The organism is Duganella sp. Leaf61 (assembly GCF_001421905.1).
Classification (GTDB): domain Bacteria; phylum Pseudomonadota; class Gammaproteobacteria; order Burkholderiales; family Burkholderiaceae_D; genus Rugamonas; species Rugamonas zoogloeoides.
This window is the reverse complement of sequence record NZ_LMLM01000012.1, coordinates 662,618-679,761: the sequence shown is the minus strand read 5'-3', so window position 1 is coordinate 679,761 and position 17,144 is coordinate 662,618. Positions and strand designations below refer to the sequence as shown.

The 17,144-nt window shown below is 64.5% G+C and carries 17 protein-coding genes and 1 tRNA gene; 6 read left to right on the top strand and 12 right to left on the bottom strand.

Annotated features, from left to right (window positions below; translation table 11 throughout):
* Positions 1-209: 209 nt before the first annotated feature.
* Positions 210-362 carry a hypothetical protein gene (locus ASF04_RS27485; protein WP_156368610.1) on the bottom strand — a complete coding sequence of 51 codons (153 nt, stop codon included), beginning with the start codon at positions 360-362 and terminating at the stop codon, positions 210-212.
* Positions 363-500: 138 nt separating this feature from the next.
* Here ASF04_RS27485 and ASF04_RS11900 point away from each other — a divergent pair, with 138 nt between their 5' ends.
* Positions 501-2,705: a TonB-dependent siderophore receptor gene (locus tag ASF04_RS11900; RefSeq protein ID WP_082488710.1), complete on the top strand. Its 2,205-nt coding sequence runs from the start codon at positions 501-503 to the stop codon at positions 2,703-2,705.
* Positions 2,706-2,714: 9 nt separating this feature from the next.
* Here the strand turns inward: ASF04_RS11900 and ASF04_RS28720 are convergent, their stop codons facing one another.
* The 3 genes from ASF04_RS28720 to ASF04_RS11885 form a co-directional block, all read right to left on the bottom strand.
* On the bottom strand, positions 2,715-2,966 hold the full coding sequence (locus ASF04_RS28720) for a hypothetical protein (RefSeq protein WP_056141527.1): 252 nt from the start codon (positions 2,964-2,966) through the stop codon (positions 2,715-2,717).
* Positions 2,966-4,315 (bottom strand): dicarboxylate/amino acid:cation symporter, encoded by a 1,350-nt coding sequence (locus ASF04_RS11890; protein WP_019924621.1) that lies wholly within the window; start codon positions 4,313-4,315, stop codon positions 2,966-2,968. Before ASF04_RS11890 ends, ASF04_RS28720 begins: the two co-directional genes overlap by 1 nt.
* Before the next feature lie 101 nt (positions 4,316-4,416).
* Entirely contained in the window at positions 4,417-5,502 is a 1,086-nt protein-coding gene (locus ASF04_RS11885) for a tartrate dehydrogenase (protein WP_056141523.1), read from the bottom strand.
* Positions 5,503-5,611: 109 nt separating this feature from the next.
* On the opposite strand from ASF04_RS11885, the gene ASF04_RS11880 reads away from it, so the two are divergent.
* Complete coding sequence (locus tag ASF04_RS11880; RefSeq protein ID WP_056141520.1) at positions 5,612-6,523, top strand: LysR family transcriptional regulator; 912 nt, start codon at positions 5,612-5,614, stop codon at positions 6,521-6,523.
* Here the strand turns inward: ASF04_RS11880 and ASF04_RS11875 are convergent.
* Positions 6,520-7,410: a hypothetical protein gene (locus ASF04_RS11875; RefSeq protein WP_056141515.1), complete on the bottom strand. Its 891-nt coding sequence runs from the start codon at positions 7,408-7,410 to the stop codon at positions 6,520-6,522. The genes ASF04_RS11880 and ASF04_RS11875 overlap by 4 nt on opposite strands.
* A gap of 83 nt (positions 7,411-7,493) precedes the next feature.
* Between ASF04_RS11875 and ASF04_RS28495 the strand changes: the two genes are divergently transcribed.
* Positions 7,494-7,625 carry a hypothetical protein gene (locus ASF04_RS28495; protein ID WP_255360912.1) on the top strand — a complete coding sequence of 44 codons (132 nt, stop codon included), beginning with the start codon at positions 7,494-7,496 and terminating at the stop codon, positions 7,623-7,625.
* Here the strand turns inward: ASF04_RS28495 and ASF04_RS11870 are convergent.
* Positions 7,604-7,680, bottom strand: a tRNA-Met gene (locus tag ASF04_RS11870). The genes ASF04_RS28495 and ASF04_RS11870 overlap by 22 nt on opposite strands.
* 182 nt (positions 7,681-7,862) lie before the next feature.
* Between ASF04_RS11870 and ASF04_RS11865 the strand changes: the two genes are divergently transcribed.
* Positions 7,863-8,267 carry a VOC family protein gene (locus ASF04_RS11865; RefSeq protein WP_056141511.1) on the top strand — a complete coding sequence of 135 codons (405 nt, stop codon included), beginning with the start codon at positions 7,863-7,865 and terminating at the stop codon, positions 8,265-8,267.
* Between the two features lie 9 nt (positions 8,268-8,276).
* Here the strand turns inward: ASF04_RS11865 and miaA are convergent, their stop codons facing one another.
* The 3 genes from miaA to ASF04_RS11850 are packed head-to-tail and all read right to left on the bottom strand — an operon-like array spanning position 8,277 to position 12,194.
* Entirely contained in the window at positions 8,277-9,233 is a 957-nt protein-coding gene (gene miaA, locus ASF04_RS11860; protein ID WP_056141507.1) for a tRNA (adenosine(37)-N6)-dimethylallyltransferase MiaA, read from the bottom strand.
* Positions 9,233-11,266, bottom strand: a complete 2,034-nt coding sequence (mutL, locus tag ASF04_RS11855; protein WP_056141502.1) for a DNA mismatch repair endonuclease MutL — start codon at positions 11,264-11,266, stop codon at positions 9,233-9,235. The genes miaA and mutL overlap by 1 nt, the downstream gene beginning before the upstream one ends.
* 7 nt (positions 11,267-11,273) lie before the next feature.
* On the bottom strand, positions 11,274-12,194 hold the full coding sequence (locus ASF04_RS11850; RefSeq protein WP_056141499.1) for a peptidylprolyl isomerase: 921 nt from the start codon (positions 12,192-12,194) through the stop codon (positions 11,274-11,276).
* 138 nt (positions 12,195-12,332) lie between these two features.
* Between ASF04_RS11850 and ASF04_RS11845 the strand changes: the two genes are divergently transcribed.
* Positions 12,333-12,977, top strand: coding sequence for a VTT domain-containing protein (locus tag ASF04_RS11845; protein ID WP_019924610.1), 645 nt, complete (start codon positions 12,333-12,335; stop codon positions 12,975-12,977).
* A 141-nt stretch (positions 12,978-13,118) separates the two neighbouring features.
* Complete coding sequence (locus ASF04_RS11840) at positions 13,119-14,219, top strand: carbonic anhydrase (protein WP_056141498.1); 1,101 nt, start codon at positions 13,119-13,121, stop codon at positions 14,217-14,219.
* Positions 14,220-14,327: 108 nt separating this feature from the next.
* Here ASF04_RS11840 and ASF04_RS11835 read toward each other — a convergent pair whose 3' ends face one another.
* From ASF04_RS11835 to tsaE, 3 genes are read right to left on the bottom strand one after another with little or no spacing between them, the layout of a single operon-like run.
* Entirely contained in the window at positions 14,328-15,164 is an 837-nt protein-coding gene (locus ASF04_RS11835; RefSeq protein ID WP_056141495.1) for a D-hexose-6-phosphate mutarotase, read from the bottom strand.
* A gap of 19 nt (positions 15,165-15,183) precedes the next feature.
* A complete protein-coding gene (locus ASF04_RS11830; protein WP_082488708.1) occupies positions 15,184-16,614 on the bottom strand; it encodes an N-acetylmuramoyl-L-alanine amidase in 1,431 nt (476 codons plus the stop codon).
* Positions 16,578-17,075, bottom strand: coding sequence for a tRNA (adenosine(37)-N6)-threonylcarbamoyltransferase complex ATPase subunit type 1 TsaE (gene tsaE, locus ASF04_RS11825; RefSeq protein ID WP_026637791.1), 498 nt, complete (start codon positions 17,073-17,075; stop codon positions 16,578-16,580). The genes ASF04_RS11830 and tsaE overlap by 37 nt, the downstream gene beginning before the upstream one ends.
* Between the last annotated feature and the right edge of the window lie 69 nt (positions 17,076-17,144).

Here is a 17,144-nt window from a genome sequence, read left to right as displayed (position 1 = left end):
GGCAACAGCCGAGGGCGATGGCATTGCGGGCAAGATGGGCGTGCCGTGATTGCACGGTTGAGCGCGGATTTGCCCGGCGGCTGCGGCGTAGTCTGGGAAGGTCACTTGCAGCTGTGCACTGCCGCTGATCGAATCGTCACGAAACGATCACCGAGGTGAGCATTTACGCACCGAGGTATGACGACTTCGTATAGGGGAACGCAAATTTTCTATAGCCGGTGTGGGGAAAATGTCACGGCGGCCAGGCTGTCGGCCTTGACGCCCGCCTTGCGCACCTGTCCGGTGTTGGAAAAGGTACTCATCCGCGTATCGAGTTCGCGCATGGTCATCAGGCCGGTGACCAGTGGGTGCCATGCCTCCATGTCACGCAGCGTGATGGTGACGGTATCGCGTTATTGCAATTAGTCAATCGTATGATTTTTTAATAATTTTCTTCAAGAAATTTTCTAACTCGAGATGAATAATCGATAATTACTGATTTTGCAACTCAACAAACCTTCATGCGAACAGCCATCCCGATGCTGGCGGCCGAAATCGTTGCAGTCGCCGCCCTCGGCCTGCATACCGGCGCGCTGGCACAGCAAGCGCCTGTCGCCGCCGTGAAAGCCGAACCGGTTCCGCCCAAAGCCGCCGACAAGCCCGTGTCCAGAGACATCGTCCAAGTGGAAATCAACGGCGCCGCCGACTACGATCCGCGCCGCGACGACACCGCCAGCAAGACCATCATCGGCCAGGCAGAGATCCTGAAATACGGCGACACCAATGTCTTCGATGTCTTGAAACGCGCGCCCGGCGTGACCGTGATCGGCGAGAGCATCCGCATGCGCGGACTCGGTAACGGCTACACCCAGGTGCTGGTCAACGGCGAGCGGCCGCCGCCGGGCTTCAACCTGCAAACGGTGGCGCCCGAGCAGATCGAAAGAATCGAAGTGGTGCGCGCCGCCACCGCCGAGTTTTCCACGCAGGCGATTGCCGGCACCATCAATGTCGTGCTGAAAAAAGTGGTGAGCAAGCCGCAGCGCGATGTGCGCGTGGGCATCGGTCATTCGGGCGTGGTCAAGCGCGCCTCGGCACTTGGCACACTGGCCGACCGCAGCGGCGACCTGTCGTATTACCTTTCCGTGTTCTTGCTGCGCCATGACAACCGCAATCCGGGCACGTACATCGAGCAACTGGCGTCCGCCGATGGCATGGTGCTGCAACAGCGTGACAGCAGCATCGCCAACAACAGCAAGCTGTCCTTGCTGGCGCTGGAGCCGCGCCTGAACTGGAAGCTCGACAACAACGGGCAATTGAACTGGAGCGCGTCGGTGGGCGTCAACCGCTTCGACAGCGATCAGACTTACCGATACGATAACCAGGTCGGCAGCTTCCCCGCACCGAATTTCCTGTTCCGCGATAACACCAGCGAGAACCGGTCGGTGTACCTCTCCACCAACGTCAACTGGATCACGCAACTGGCCGGCGGCAAGCTCGATACGACGCTCACCGTCACCCACAGCAAAGGGCGTGCGGACAGCGACTGGGCCTCGAGCACGGCCAGCCGCCAGCGCACGCTGCAACGCGACACCGACAGCGACTCGCGCAGCAATTCCGTGCGCAGCAACGGCAAATACACGCGCTCCGTGCTGGGCGAACATGCGCTGGCCACCGGCTGGGAAGTGAGCCGCCAGCGCCAGCGCGAAGACCGCCATCGCGTGGAAGGCTTTGTCGGCAGCGCCCCGGCGATCTTCGACGAGCGCTTTGCGCCGCAGGTGGTGCAGGCGGCTGTTTTCGCCCAGGACGAATGGAACGTGACCAAACAGTGGTCGATGTACCTGGGGGCGCGCTGGGAAACCATCCGCACCGACAGCGCCGTCAGCGGCCGGCCGGACACCAGCTCGCGCAACCACGTGCTCAGCCCCATCGCCCAGACGCTCTACAAGTTTCCCGACAGGAGCGGCCGGCAGCTGCGCCTCGCCCTCACGCGTACCTTCAAGGCGCCGACGGTGGGCCAGTTGACCGCGCGCCGCAACGAGGCTGACCTGAACACGCGCTTTACCGCCGACAGCAGCGGCAACCCCGATCTGAAGCCGGAACTGGCGACCGGCGTGGATGCGACCTACGAGCATTTCTGGGCGCCGGGCGCCACGTTTTCGGCTACCGCGTCCACCCGCCATATCACCGATTACATCCGTACCACCCTGTCGCAGGACAGCGGCGGCCGCTGGCTGTATCAACCGGTCAACGATGGCAAGGCCGACGTGCGCGGCCTGGGCCTGGAACTGAAATTCCCGTCGAAGCTGGTGTGGCCGACCTGGCCGGCACTCGACCTGCGCGCCGGCGTCAACCGCAACTGGTCGCAGGTGGATTCGGTGCCGGGGCCGGATAACCGGCTCGATCAGCAGGTGCCGCTCACCGCCAATCTCGGCGTCGATTACAAGCAGGGGGCTTACACCACGGGCGCCAGCCTGGCATTCCGCTCGGGCGGGCCGGTGCGCATCTCGGCCGAACAAAGCACGCGCCTGCAGGCGCGCAGCGACCTCGATGCCTACCTGTTGTACAAGGTCAGCCCTGCGGTGCAGCTGCGCTTTACCGGCAAGAACCTGCTGGCGCGCGATAGCGAGACCTACTCGCGCTACGCCGACCGCAATGGCGTGAGTCAGAACTGGGGCCGCAGCGACAATTCGCGCGAGTGGGCGGTGAACCTGGAACTCAAACTGTGATGTCGCCGCTTACGGCGTGAGACGTACTTCCTGGTCGTCGGCAACCAGGCCGCCGACGACCACGCCAGGCGCGCGGTCGGCATGCGTCGTGCTGCTTACAGGCCGGCGGCATCGGGCACCGGGTGCGCCGATCACGATCAGCCGTCCCTCCGGCCTTTCGGGCAGGGCCGGCGGCACGCACAGCGCCGGTTGCTCGGCCGCGATGGCGGTGTCGAACATGCGGCGCAGCAGGGCGGGGTCAAGCGATGGGGCGCACGTCATCATGCCGTGGCCTTGTGCACGACCGCCAGGTCGTTGTGGACCGGCGCCGGCTCGTCGTCGTGATCATGCAGCGCCTGCAGTTCCTCGACGGTCGATGCGCCATCGAGCACGCGGTGCATGCGCTCGCGGTCCAGCGCGCCCACCCAGCCGGCGATCGCCATCGTGCCTACCGCGTTGCCGATGGTGTTGGTGATGGCCCGCGCTTCGGACATGAAGCGGTCCACGCCCAGCAGCAGCACCATGCCGGCCACCGGGATATTGCCGAGCGACGCCAGCGTGGCGGCCAGCGTGATGAAGCCGGAACCGGTCACGCCGGCCGAGCCTTTCGAGGTCAGCATCAGCACGCCGAGCACCACCAGCTGGTCGGTCAGCGTGAGCGGGGTGTTGGTCGCTTGCGCGATGAAAATCGCCGCCATGGTGTAGTAGATGCACTGGCCGTCCGGGTTGAAGGTGACGCCGGACGGGATCACCAGGCCCACCACGGGTTTCGAGACGCCCACGTGTTCGAGCTTGCGCATCAGTTGCGGCACCACCGATTCCGACGAGCTGGTACCGAGCACCGTGAACAGTTCTTCCTTGATATAGCGCAGGAACTTCCACAGGCTGAAGCCCGACACCCGCGCCACGAATCCCAGCACCACGGTCACGAACACGAAGCAGGTGATGTACATGGCGCCCATCAGCTGGCCCAGCGACACCAGCGAACCGAGACCGTATTTACCGACCGTGAAGGCGATGGCGCCAAAGGCAGCCAGGGGCGCGACGCGCATGATCATGGAAACCATCAGGAACATGCTGTTGCAGAAGGCGTCGAGGAAATCGACCACCGGCTTGGCGCGGCGTCCCATGTGCGAGAGGGCGATGCCGAACATGGTGGCGAACACCAGGATTTGCAGGATGTCGTTCTTGGCCAGCGCGTCGATGATGCTGGTCGGGATCATGTGCAGCACGAAGCCCATGAAGCCGTCGCCCTTGCTGGCGGCGGCCGTGTAGCTGGCAATGCTGGCCGTGTCGAGCGTCTTGACATCGATGTTCATGCCCACGCCGGGCTTGGCCACATTGACGACCACGAGGCCGAGCAGCAGCGCAAACGTGGACATCACCTCGAAATAGATCAGCGCGCGCACGCCCACGCGGCCCAGTTCCTTCATGCTTTCCATCTTGGCGATGCCCAGCACCACCATGGCGAAAATGACGGGCGCGAACACCATCTTGATCAGGCGGATGAAGGCGTCGCCGAGCGGTTTGAGGTCGGCGCCCAGCTGGGGATGGAAATAGCCGAGCAGCCCGCCGGCGACGACGCCGATCAGGACCTGGATATACAGCTTTCCAAAGAAACGCTTATACATGGTTTGTCTCCGTTATATGAACTGCTCTATGCATTGCGGTCGCGCCCCGCCACGCTCTGCGGCGGGTAGGGGCGCGACCTGCGGCCGATGCCGACGCTCGCTTACGCGGCCTGGCGCTGTTCGGCGCCGAGCAGTGCGCACACGGCGTCGGTCACCTGCGCCGTGGTGGCGTTGCCGCCCAGGTCGCGCGTGTGCAGCGCGGTGTTGGCGGTGACCGCTTCCACGGCTTCCATCACCTGCTTGGCGGCGGCGTGTTCGCCCAGGTGCTCGAGCAGCATCACCACCGACCAGAAGGTGCCGACCGGGTTGGCCAGGCCTTTGCCCATGATGTCGAAGGCGGAGCCGTGGATCGGCTCGAACATCGACGGATAGCGGCGCTCGGGATCGATATTGCCGGTGGGGGCGATGCCGAGACTGCCGGCCAGTGCGGCGGCCAGGTCGCTCAGGATGTCGGCGTGCAGGTTGGTGGCGACGATGGTGTCGAGCGTGGCCGGGCGGTTGACCATGCGCGCGGTGGCGGCATCGACCAGTTCCTTGTCCCATTTCACGTCCGGGAATTCGCGCGACACTTCCAGCGCGATCTCGTCCCACATCACCATCGCGTGGCGCTGGGCGTTCGATTTGGTGATCACGGTGAGCAGCTTGCGCGGACGCGATTGCGCCAGCTTGAAGGCGTAGCGCAGGATGCGCTCCACGCCCACGCGGGTCATCATCGAGACATCGGTGGCCGCCTCGATCGGGTGGCCCTGGTGCACGCGGCCACCGACGCCCGAATACTCGCCTTCCGAGTTTTCGCGCACGATCACCCAGTTCAGGTCTTCCTGCTTGCAGCGCTTGAGCGGGCCGTCGATGCCGGGCAGGATGCGGGTGGGGCGCACGTTGGCGTACTGGTCGAATCCCTGGCAGATTTTCAGGCGCAGGCCCCACAGGGTGATATGGTCGGCGATGTCCGGGTCGCCGGCGGAGCCGAACAGGATGGCGTCCTTGTTGCGCAGCGCATCGAGGCCGTCGGCCGGCATCATCACGCCGTGCTGGCGGTAGTAGTCGCCGCCCCAGTCGAAGTCCTCGAACTCGAAGCGGAAGCTGTTGCTGGCGGCGGCCAGCGCGGCCAGCACTTGCTGGCCGGCCGGAACGACTTCCTTGCCGATGCCGTCGCCTGGAATGGTTGCGATGTGGTAGGTCTTCATGGTGGTGTCTCCTGGTAGGTTGGTGGAGGCACTCTACAGGCTGGACGTCGGCGCCTGGCAGCGCTAAACTCAAGCCATTGTTAACCTGGGGCTCAACAATGGGTGGCGGATGATGAGTGGTGGATTTCAACCGGCGGAACTCGGTTTTATCGTGGCGCTGGCCAGCGCCGGCAGCTTGAGCGGCGCCGCGCGCGAGCTTGGCATCACCACGTCGGCGGTCAGCAAGCGCCTGGCGCTGATCGAGGCGCGCGTGGGCGTGCCGCTGGTCAATCGCACCACGCGCCGCATGAGCATGACGCCGGAAGGCGAGGTGCTGCTCGAACACGCGCGCCGCATCCTCGGCGAAATCGCCGATCTCGACCAGCTGCTCACGTCCTCGAAAGGCGTGCCGAAAGGCCAGTTGCGGGTCAATGCCACGCTGGGCTTCGGGCGCCTGCATGTTGCGCCGGCCATCTCGCAGTACGTGCTGCGCTACCCGGAGGTCGATGTGCAGTTGCAGCTGTCGGTCGATCCGCCGGCGCTGACCGACGACCAGTTCGACGTGTGCATCCGCTTCGGCGCGCCCGTTGACACGCGCGTGATCGCGCGGCGCCTCGCCTCGAACCGGCGCCTGCTGTGCGCGTCGCCGAAGTACCTGGCCCAGCACGGCGAACCGAAGACCCCTGGCGACCTGCGCAAGCACAACTGCATCTTGATCCGCCAGGGCGACGAGGCGTACGGCCTGTGGCGGCTGTACGCGGGCCGCGAAGCCGAGCGCGATGCGCAGGCGGTCAAGGTGCGCGGCAACCTGACCACCAACGACGGCGAAATCGCCGTCAACTGGGCCCTCGACGGCCACGGCATCCTGCTGCGCGCGGGCTGGGACATCGAGCGCTACCTGGACAGCGGGCGGCTGGTGGAGGTACTGCCCGGCTACAAGACGCCGGACGCCGATATCTACGCGGTGTATGCGCCAAGGCACCAGCTGTCGGCGCGGATACGGACATTCGTGGATTTTCTGGAACAGCGGTTCGGGCGCTAGTCGCTGCCGTCATAAATCGCCGCTTCAAACAGTTTTCGTGGCCGACGCTGCGCATCCTTGTAATCGAATTCGATGATTGCGTCGTTGCCCAAATCCTTGCTGGCGATGGGCATGCGGTACATGTGGTCCCTGGGATTATCGCTCGCTTGCAATGGCACGCGCCGGGTCCTCTCGACAATCCACGCGCCGCTGGTGGCGGTCCAGGGGCGATGCCAGATGGCCTTGGTGGGCCGCTTGCAGCGGTTCCAGCGTCCTGGCGCCCGGCACTTGGTGTCGTATTCCCCCGGGTTGTCAAACATCTCGATGGCGGCAGTGATTTCATAGCGCAGGCGCAGGTCACCCAGGCGCAGTTTTTCGGGCGGCACGGTACGGGTATGCACGAGCAGGCCGATACGCAGGATGCCGCCCTTGAAGTTGCTGACCAGGTCCGCCTCCCCGTCAAACTCCGGTAACGGCGGCAGCGTGAACAACTCGCCGTGCTCGAGATTTATCGGGAATTCCTGCCCCTGCTCCGTGCGCACACGCAGCGCGAAATTGAACGGCAGCTTCATGCCCGCCGGCGGCATCACCGCGAAACGGAATACCGCGTCGGGCGCCAGCGATTTGTGTTTTTCGTAGGCCGAGACTGCCGCACGCATGGCGCCATAACTCTTCCAGGGCACCGCCCGCAAGCCGGTTACGCGGACGACGAACATGATGTCGTCGGCCTGGTCGGCGCTTTCTGTGGTGCGATCGGCCGTACTATGCAATGCGTCTGTCGCTCGGTGCAAATGGCGGAGCACGTCGGTGTCTTCGCGATTCCTGGTTTGCTGCGGCTCCTGCGCCGACGCGGGAGACTGGGCCAATGCGCAGCCCGGCAGGCCAGCCGCCAGCCAGAGCAGGGCCACGGCACCGTACCTGTATGCTTTTCTACGCAAAGCGTTCTCCCGCAATCGCAAGTGGGAGTTGAGTATAAAACACGAAAAAAAGCATGATGATCGTCTTGCTGATCATTTCCAAAGATGCAGCATCGAGCCACTTAAAGACACGCCCAAACGAAAAAGCCGCCGATTCTTGCGAATCGGCGGCTTTTAAAATTCTTGGTGGTGATAGGTGGACTTGAACCACCGACCCCAGCATTATGAATGCTGTGCTCTAACCAACTGAGCTATATCACCTGCAACGCGAAGCATTATGAGGGTTGGGGCTTTTTCTGTCAACGCCATCGCGACGATTTTCTTCAAAAAAGTGATTTTGGCGGTGAATGCGGAACTTCCATCGTACACCAGTCGTCAAAACGTTGGCATATTGGTATTCTGGGTGCGGGGACATGACGTGATGTATTTCTAACGGGGGCTGTATGGCGACCAACATCTTTATCAACCTGCCGGTGCGCGACTTGCCAGCATCGATCAAATTCTTCACCCACCTCGGCTACTCGTTCAACCAGCACTACACCGACGACGGCGCCACCTGCATGATCGTGGCCGAGAACATCTTCGTCATGCTGCTCACCGAGCCGCGTTTCAAGACCTTCACGCCCAAGGCCATTGCCGATGCGCGCACGTCCACCGAGGTGCTGGTGTGTTTGCAGGTCGCTTCGCGCGATGCCGTCACCGCGCTGGTGAACAAGGCGGTCGAAGGCGGCGGCAGCACCTACAAGGAGCCGCAGGACCACGGCTTCATGTACGGCCACGGCTTCCAGGACCTGGACGGCCATTTATGGGAAATCATTTATATGGAATCAGCGCCGCCCACCACCTGACAGATGGCGTTAGCCGAGCCGGTCCGCCACGTGCGCCAGGATCTCGGCCGCCGGGTCGGGGCCCAGGCAATCGACCACTATCCGGTCCGGCATGGAGCGTAACCACGTCAACTGGCGCTTGGCCAGCTGGCGCGTGGCGATGATGCCGGTCTCGCGCATGGTCTTGTAGTCGATCGTGCCATCGAGGTATTCCCACGCCTGGCGGTAGCCCACGCAGCGCATCGACGGCAGGCCCGGGTGCAGGTCGCCGCGCCGGCGCAGTCGTTCCGTTTCCGTGATCAGGTTATCGTCGGCATGCTCGTCGAGCATGATGTCGAAACGGCGTTCGATGCGCTTGTGCAGCACTGCGCGGTCGGATGGTTCGAGCGCCAGCGGCAGCAGCTCGAACGGCAGCTCGGTCTTGTCGCGCAGGGCCAGCAGTTCCGACATCGGCTTGCCGGCCAAGGTGCAAATTTCCAGTGCACGCTGGATGCGCTGGGCGTCGGCGGGCGCCAGGCGCGCAGCCGTTTCGGGGTCGAGCACAGCCAGCTTCGCGTGCATGGCGGGCCAGCCGATGCGGGCGGCGTCGCCTTCGAGCTGGGCGCGCAGCGCCGGATCGGCGCCGGGCAGGTCGTCGAGGCCGTCGGCCAGGCCCTTGAAGTACAGCATGGTGCCGCCAACGAGCAGCGGCAGCTTGCCGCGCGCGACGATGTCGTCCACCAGTTGCAAGGTCGCCTTGCGGAACTGCGCCACCGAGTAGGAATCGAGCGGATCGATGATGTCGATCAGGTGGTGTGGCACGGCGGCCAGTTCGGCCCGGGTGGGCTTGGCGGTGCCGATGTCCATGCCGCGATAGACCAGCGCGGAATCGACCGAGATGATTTCGGACGGGATGCGCGCGGCAATCGCCAGCGCGGACGCGGTCTTGCCCGACGCGGTCGGCCCCATGATGGCGACCGCCAGCGGCTTGCTTACAATATCACTCATTATTGGCCACGTAAAAACAGCTTGTCGAGCGCGCCGATTTCCACCTGCACCCAGGTGGGACGGCCGTGGTTGCACTGGTCGGCGCGTTCGGTCTTTTCCATCTGGCGCAGCAGCGCGTTCATTTCCTGCACCGCCAGGATGCGGTTGGCGCGCACGGCCGTGTGGCAGGCGAGGGTGCCCAGCAGCTCGTTCTGGCGCTCGATCAGCACGCGCGAACCGCCGAATTCGCGCACGTCGCGCAGCACGTCGCGCGCCAGCGTTTGCGCATCGGCGTTCTTGAGCAGTACCGGCACCGAGCGCACGGCCAGCGTGGTGGGCGACAGCGCGGCGATGTCGAAGCCCAGTGCCTGCAAGGTTTCCTGGTGTTCGTGGGCGGTGCCCACTTCCACCGCGTCGGCATAGAAGGTGACGGGAATGAGCAGCGGCTGCACCTGCATTTCCTCGCCGGCCACGCGGCTCTCGAGCGCGGTTTTCAGCTGTTCGTACAGGATGCGCTCGTGGGCGGCGTGCATGTCCACCAGCACCAGGCCCTTGGCGTTCTGCGCCAGGATGTAGATGCCGTGCAGCTGCGCCAGCGCGAAGCCGAGCGGGAATTCTTCCTGCGCCATGGCGGCCGCCGACACGGTGAACGGGCTGCCTTGCGGCAGGGCCATGTCGGTTTGCGCGCGGTAGCTGTCCACGCGGCCGCTGCCGCTGCCATTACCGGCGAACAGGGCGCCGTACCTGTCCATGCTTTGCGCCACGCCGCCTTCTGGCTGGCCGTAGCGTTGCCCGCCGAACGCGCCGGCAGCGCTGTTGGCGCCAAAGCCACCGGCGACATCACCGAAGCTGGCGCTGCCACTGGCGCCGTTATCGCCACGACTGCCAGCCCCGTACGGTGATGGCGAAAACGTCGGCGTGTAGTCGGGCGCCAGCAAGGATCCGAACGACGTCTGCTCGCCGCGCCAGGTGGCGCTGGTGAGCGTGTCGGCGGCCGGCAGCGGCGACGGCACGCTGCCGTGCGCCGTGGCCGAGGTTTGCGCCAGCGCGCGCTGTACCGCGTGGAACACGAACTGGTGTACCGCGCGGCTGTCGCGGAAGCGCACTTCGATTTTCGACGGGTGGACGTTGACGTCCACCAGCGCCGGGTCGAGTTCGAGCGCCAGCGCATACGACGGGAAGCGGTCGCCGTGCAGCACGTCCTGGTACGCCGCCTTGACCGCGTGCACCAGCACCTTGTCGCGCACGAAGCGGCCGTTCACATAAAAGAATTGGCCGTCGGCGCGCGCCTTGGACGCGGTGGGCAGGCCCGTATAGCCATGGATGCGCAGCGGGCCGGCCGTCTCGTCAATCGGCAGGCGCGCTTCGGCAAAGCCTTCGCCGAGGATTTGCGCGCTGCGGCGGGCCATGTCGCACACATTCCAGTGGTCGATGGTGCGGCCGTTGTGGGTGAGGCTGAGCGAGACGTCGGGCCGCGCCAGCGCAATGCGGCGCACGACCTCGGCGCAGTGGCCGAACTCGGTCTGCTCGGATTTTAAAAATTTGCGGCGCGCAGGCGTATTGAAATACAGGTCCTGGACATCGATGGTGGTGCCCAGCGCGCCCGACGATGGCGCCACCGTGCCTTCGTGCGAGCCGACCAGCTCCCAGGCATGCGGCGCGTCGGCCGTGCGCGAGGTGACAGTGACGGCCGCCACCGAGGCGATCGATGCCAGCGCCTCGCCGCGAAAGCCCAGCGTGCCCACGTTTTCCAGGTCGTGCAGCGACGCGATCTTGGACGTGGCATGGCGCGCCAGGGCCAGCGGCATCTGCTCGGGCGGAATGCCACGGCCGTTGTCGGTGATGGCGATGCGTTTGACGCCGCCTTCCTCGAGCCGCACGCTGATCTGCGTGGCGCCGGCGTCGAGCGCGTTTTCCAGCAGTTCCTTGACCACGGCGGACGGCCGCTCGACCACCTCGCCAGCGGCGATCTGGGAAATCAGCTGGTCTGGCAAGGCCTGGATCGGGCGCGGCGCGCGGGCGGCGGCGTGGGGAGCGGTATCGGGGGCGTTCATCCCCGGATTATAACGCCGGACGCACCCGCACCGGGATCGGCGCATTGCACAGCTCTACATAGTTGGCCGCGTACTTGTTCCACGGCCCGCCGCGGTTGCGCTGCGCTTCGATCACCTGCTGGTAGATCGGCGCCTCGCTGCGCATCACTTCCAGCTGGACGCGCTCGGCAGCGGGCACGTCGGCCGCCAGTCGCACGCGGGTGATCGGCATTTTCGCTTCGCTGGCGCCGTAGAAGCCCATCGCCTCGCTGCCGCGCGGCAGCGACGACAGCAGCTCCATGCCCGACACCACGCGGCCCACGGCCGTGATGTTGCGGTCCAGGTGGCGTGGCGCGTGGCCCGTGATGGCGTACAGCTGCGAACCGTTGCCGCTGTCGGTATCGGTGTCGCGCGCCACGCCCACGGTGGCGTAGCAGTGCGCTACCCAGGTGGTGTTGGTCTTGGGATCGCGCCCGACCGGGAAGCCTTTGGAGTGGCCGATCTCGGGCGCGTAGCCATCGGCATCCTGCTGGCGCACGAAGTGCTTGTCAAAGCTGGTGGGCACGGTGAACTCGCCCGGCACCTTGGCCTTGGCCGAACCGAGCGGCTTCGGGTTCTTTTCATCGGCGTCGCCCCATTGCGCCACGTAGTTGTCCTGCGAGCGCATCATGGACAGACCGTCGAAATATTTCTCGCGCACCAGCGTCTTGATGTTGGCGGCGTTCTGCGGCGCGAAGTCCGTTGCCAGTTCGATCACCACGCGGCCGACCGGCAAGTCCAGGTACAGGGTGTTGGCGGGATCGAGCGGGCGCCAGTCGTCCGCCTTCGACTGTTTGACCAGGTCCGCCACCGTGGGCTTGACCGGCAATTCGGCCGCCATGGCCGAGGTCAGCACGCACGCCGTGGCGGAAAATATCACAGCGTTCCTTAACAACGGGTTAAACAGCATTCCGATCTCCTCGATTGAGACAAACCCGCTTGCGGCGGGCATGCCGACGATTGTAAACTGCCGTGGGTGGCCGAGGAAACTTAGACCGGCGGCAGCAGCGGTGGTGTATGATTCCGGCGCACACTTTACAGGAAGAATATGGATTTTATGCAATTCTTCGACATGCTGCTCCATGTCGATAAGTCATTGGAAGTGGTGATCCAACAGTACGGCACGCTGGTTTACGTGGTCTTGTTCGCAATTATTTTCTGCGAAACGGGCCTGGTGGTGTTGTTCTTCTTCCCGGGCGACAGCTTGCTGTTCATCGCCGGCGCCTTCTGCGCCACGGGCGACATGAATTTGTTGTTGCTCAATGTGCTACTCGTCACGGCCGCCGTCACCGGCAATACCCTCAATTACAAGATCGGCGGCGCCATCGGGCAACGCGTATACACGCACGACTATCGCTGGCTGAACAAGGACGCCATGCGACGTACCCACGACTTCTTTGAAAAGCATGGTGGCAAGACCATTGTGCTGGCGCGCTTCGTCCCGGTGGTGCGCACGTTCGCGCCGCTGGTGGCTGGCGTGTCCGAGATGCCGCATGGACGTTTTCAGTTGTACAACATCAGCGGCGCGCTGCTGTGGGTGGTGTCGCTGACCATGGCCGGCTACTTCTTCGGCAACATCCCGGTCGTGCGCGACCACCTGTCGGAAATCGTGATGGTGGCGATCGGCGTGGTGATGATCCCGATCCTGCTGGGCGGCGCCTGGCGCCTCGGAAGACGCGTGATAGGACGCTGAACCAGGTTTCACATACTTGCATTATCGACACGCTGCAATTAGCGGCAGCGTGTCCCCGCAGAAATATATCCCCTTGCCGGACCTCAAGTTTTTCCCAAATGCATCCGTAAACCTAGAGGTAACTGTTACTTCTGGAAACGTATGCGCCTGCTCCTCGCCCTGATCGCCTGCTGTTGTTGCGCCGTTGTGTCGGCCAATGACAAACAGGTCGATCCGCTGATTTCGCCCTCGACCAAGACGCCCTTGTCGGCGCTGGCGGGCGCGCGCGTGTACGGTGGCGCGGTGGGCCTGACCACGACCACACCGCCGGGCAAGGCGCCCGTCAAGGAAGCTGCCGCCAAAGAGGCGCCGGCCAAGGATGGCAAGGATGCGCCGGCAGCGGGCGCGCGCAAGGGCGCCGAGGCGGCCAGTGACCCGGAAGCGGAACTGTCGGCCAAGATCGCTGCGCGGCTGGCGGCCATGCGCGCCACCCAGCAGGCGCGCGCGGCTGCGGCGGCTGCCAATGCCAAAAAAGCGGCGGCTGCCAAGGCCGCAGCGGCAGCGATCCCGCCGCCGCCCAAGGTGTACAGCAATGTCTGGTCCTACGAGGGCGAAGCCGGTCCCGCCAACTGGGCCAAGATCAATCCCGCCTGGGCCAAGTGCGGCGCCGGCAACCGCCAGTCGCCGATCGACATCCGCGACGGCATGCGGGTGGACCTGGAGCAGATCAATTTCGACTACCACCCGTCGTCGTTCAACGTTACCGACAACGGCAAGACCGTGCAGGTGATGGTCGGACGTGGCAATTTTCTCAGCGTGGGCAACCGGATGTACGAGCTGGTGCAGTTCCATTTCCATCGTCCGTCCGAGGAGCGCATCAACGGCAAGGGTTACGAGATGGTCGTGCACCTGGTGCACAAGGATGGCGAGGGCCGCATCGCCATGCTGGCGCTGCTGCTCGAACGCGGCCGGCCGCAGCCGGCGATCCAGCAGGTGTGGAACAACCTGCCGCTGGAAAAAATGGAAACCATGGCCCCGGCCGAGACGCTCGACCCGATGGACCTGCTGCCGGCGCGGCGCGAGTACTACACCTTCATGGGCTCGATGAGCACGCCGCCGTGCGAGGAGGGCGTGCTGTGGCTGGTGATGAAGGAGCCGATCCAGGCCTCACCGGCGCAGATGGCGTTCTTCAGCCGCCTGTATCCTTATAATGCGCGCCCCGTGCAGCCAAGCTCCGGCCGCATTATCAAAGAATCCAACTAAGAGCGCCTGACCAAGCCTCCATGGCGGCGTTGCAGCGCCTCGCCGTACGTTCGTACTGTCTTCGTCGCTGCGCCTTGCCCTGGAGGCTTTGTCAGGCGCTTTGAATATCTATACGCCGATGCGGTGGCGACCGTTCCACTCGGCGCCGGCGGCCAGCGGCTGCTGGTCCACGCGTGCCGGTTCGATGCACACGAAGCGCAAATATTCGTCGTCGGCCAGATCGACCAGCGCGGCGGCGTCAGCCTGGCCCGGGTTCCATACCACCCATTCCGTAAAGCCCTGCTGCGACAGGTTGAACGTGGTGCTGGCCGTATTGAGCATCAGCGTGGGCGTGGACTGGTACAGGCGGTCGTGCTTTTCGTTGAAATGCAGCGCCGGGTAGTCCTGGGTGCGGGTATTGAGTTCGTGGTCGGTGTATCGTTGGTGCTGCAGGCCGCTGATGGTCGTGGCGTTCAACTGGCCCACGTCGTAATAGGTGTGCAGCGCCACGCCGAACGGGAATGGCGCCGCGCCCGTGTTGCGCACTTTGAAATCGGCTTCGAGCGCGTTGCCATGCAGGGTGAAACGCAGGGTCAGCGCGAACGCGTGCGGCCACGCCTGCGCATGTTCCGGCGCCAGGTCGCTTTGGTCCAGTACCAGTTCCACGAACGAGCTGCCGTTGTCGCCGCCGCTGTCGGCCAGGCGCCAGGTGGACACGCGGGCAAAGCCGTGGCGCAGGCCGGGACCGCGCACATTAAACTGCGGGAAGATGACCGGCACGCCGCCCCGGATGGCCTTGCTGCCGTCGAGCGGGGTCTGGCTGCTGACGAACAGGCGTTCCACGCCGTCGCCGGTTCTCCACGACAGCAGGTGGGCGCCGAACAGCGCGACCGTGGCCTGGGCGCCGTCCGGCGCGGTGAATTGCACTGCGGGCAGTGCGCCAAATTGCGTCATCGTGACAGCCATGTGGTTTCCGTGTGATAGTTCAGGTTAATCTGTTGCGGGCGAGCGGCGGGTTGCGGGCAAAGTAGGTACGGATGCCTTTGACGATGGCGTCGGCCATCTGGTTCTGGTAATTCTCGTCGCGCAGCTTGGCTTCTTCTTCCGGGTTGGAGATGAAGGCGGTCTCGATCAGGATCGATGGAATGTCGGGCGCCTTCAATACCGCGAAGCCGGCCTGCTCGACCGAGCCCTTGTGCAGGCGGTTGATGCCGCCGATTTCGGCCAGCACCGACTTGCCCAGCTTGAGGCTGTCGTTGATCTGCGCCGTGGTGGACAGGTCGAGCAGCACGCTGGCCAGTTGCCTGTCGTGCGAGCGCACGTTGACGCCGCCGATGGTATCGGCCTCGTTTTCCTTGTCTGCCAGCCAGCGCGCCGCCGACGAGCTGGCGCCTTTTTCCGACAGCGCGAACACCGACGAGCCGCGCGCGGTGGGCTGCACGAAGGCGTCGGCATGGATCGAGACGAACAGGTCGGCCTGCACCTTGCGCGCCTTTTCCACGCGCTTGCCCAGCGGGACAAAATAATCGCCGTCGCGGGTGAGCATCACGCGGATATTCGGGATGGCTTCGAGCTTGCCCTTGAGGCGCTTGGCGATCGCCAGCACGATGTCCTTCTCGCGGCTGCCGTTGCGCCCGGACGCGCCGGGGTCTTCGCCGCCATGGCCCGGATCGAGCGCGATGGTGATGATGCGCTCCAGCTTGTCGGCCTTGCCGCCCTTGGCCGGCGGACGGGTTTGTGCTTCGGCAGTCTTGACCTGCTCGCGCAGTTCGGCGCGCGGTTCGGCCTTGATGTCGGGCTTGAGCGCCTGCAACTGGTCCTGCGGCGTGGGCTGGACCGCGATCGGTGGCTGCGCCGGTTGCGCTGCGCCGGCGGGCGGGGCGGCCTTCTCGCCGGTGGTCCAGTTGCCTTCCTCGATCATGGCGGCAATCGGGTCCGCTTCCTTGACCGGGTACAAATCGAAAATCAGGCGGTGCTTGTACGCGCCGGCCGGCGCCAGCGTAAACACCTGCGGCTTGATTTCTTCCTTGAGGTCGAACACCAGGCGCACCACGTTGGGCCGGTTCTGGCCCACGCGCACCTGCTTGATGTACGGGTCGTTGGACTGGATCTTGGCCACCAGGCCCTTCAGGGTGGGGTTCAGCTCCAGCCCCTCGATATCGACCACCATGCGCTCGGGATCCTTGACCATGAAGTGGGTGGTCTTGAGTTCGGCGTCGTTTTCCAGCGTGACGCGGGTGTAGTCGTCGGCCGGCCACACGCGCACGGCGAGGATTTGCGCGGCAAACGCGGGCAGCGGCGCAAACACCGACAGCAGCAGGGTGGCGCCGGCCTTGAGGACCGTGCGGCGGTTGCGGACCACGGGGGCGAGTGGATCGCTCACAGCTGGGCGGCGAATTTGAGGCGTTGAAGGCATGAGGTACCCAGGGCGGTAGACGCCTGCAATTCTACATCACGGCCCACGCCTGCCACGGTCAGATACAGGTCGATATCGGCAGGCGGCAGCACGCCTTCGGCCTTTTCCGGCCATTCGACGATGCAGATGTTGTCACCATTAAAATCTTCGCGGAAGCCCGCGTCGAGAAATTCCTCGGCGCTGCCCATGCGGTACAGGTCGAAATGGATCACGGCCACGGCGCGTCCGTCCAGCTGCACCTGGTACGGTTCCGACAAGGTGTACGTGGGGCTCTTGACCGTGCCCACGTGGCCGGCCGCGTGCAGCAGCGCACGGGTGAGCGCCGTTTTGCCGGCGCCCAGGTCGCCGTGCAGGTAGATCGTCAGGCCAGGCGCCAACGCCCGCGCCAGCGACGCGCCGAGGGCCAGCGTGGCTGCTTCCTCGGCGAGATGGGCTTTGAAATGGGCGTGTTGGGCGTTCATATGGGCTTCAATCTCCGGCATCGAATAAAATGTGATGTTATGGCAGGCAAAATCGCCAGCCATTGTAAC